2 protein-coding genes are annotated in these 955 nt (G+C 71.5%); one reads left to right on the top strand and one right to left on the bottom strand.

Going from position 1 to position 955, the window contains the following annotated elements; all coding sequences use genetic code 11:
- On the top strand, nucleotides 1-453 hold a 453-nt coding region (locus tag I5E_RS11010), incomplete at its 5' end, for an SGNH/GDSL hydrolase family protein (protein ID WP_022907037.1).
- A gap of 59 nt (nucleotides 454-512) precedes the next feature.
- Here the strand turns inward: I5E_RS11010 and I5E_RS11015 are convergent.
- Nucleotides 513-955, bottom strand: a 443-nt coding sequence (locus tag I5E_RS11015; protein ID WP_031262223.1) for a GH32 C-terminal domain-containing protein, incomplete at its 5' end; no start/stop codon positions are given.

Genomic DNA, 955 nt, shown 5'->3' on the forward strand with positions numbered 1-955 from the left:
CACTCCGGATCGACGATCGCGACCTTCACGAAGGACCAGGAGGGCTTCCTGACGGCGATGCGTCGCGCTGCTCCGGACCTCATCACGATCACGCTCGGTGGCAACGACGCATCGAAGCTCTCGCCCGAGGAACTCGGCACGCAGTACGTGGCGTTCCTGAAGGCGCTCGCGGCGCTCCCCACGAAGCCCTCGCTGCTCGTGATCGGGGAGTTCACCCCAGCCTCGGGCATGACGGACGGCATGGCGAGCCCGTGGTCGACCTACCTCGCCGAGATCGAGAACGCCGCGGGGAAGGGCGGGGCCGCGTTCGTCGGCATGGCGGACACCTTCCCGGAGGCCGACTACTCCGGGACCGGGATCTACTCGACGGACGGCATCCACCCGAACGACGCGGGACAACGGCGGATCGCGAAGCTCGTGCTCGCAACCCTGGCCGCGCACGAGGACGACTGACGGACGCCAGGCGCGGTGCCAGCTGGCACCGCGCCTCCCGTCCGACCGTGCGGAGCCCGTCAGCGGGTGCCGACGGTGACCCGGGTCAGCGCGAACGCGCCGTCCTGCGCGAAGAGCGCGATGCGCCCGGACGGGCGGTCGTAGAGGCGCGTGCTCAACGCGACGGAGCCGTCGACGACGGCGACGCAGAGGTCGCCGTCGAGGTGCACGTCGATGCGGTGCGGACCGGGAGCGAGGGACACCTGCCGCTCGAGCTCGACCGCGTGCGGGACGTCACCGAGGATCTGCCACTGCTCGCCGCCGGTCGTGCCGCGCGGCCACCGATCGAGGACGAGTCGGGAACGGTCCGGTTCGAGGCGGAGCGCGTAGCCGGCTTCCGCGTCGTCGCTCGTGCGCAGGAGCACGCCGAACGATCGGGTGTCCGGGGCGACGTCGAGCTCGATCGTGACGAGTGCCTCGGTGGGCAGCCGAGGCCCGATCCACGAGGCGACCGGGTCGTGCG

It is taken from the genome of Curtobacterium sp. B18, assembly GCF_000333375.1.
In the GTDB taxonomy this organism is placed as follows: Bacteria; Actinomycetota; Actinomycetes; order Actinomycetales; family Microbacteriaceae; genus Curtobacterium.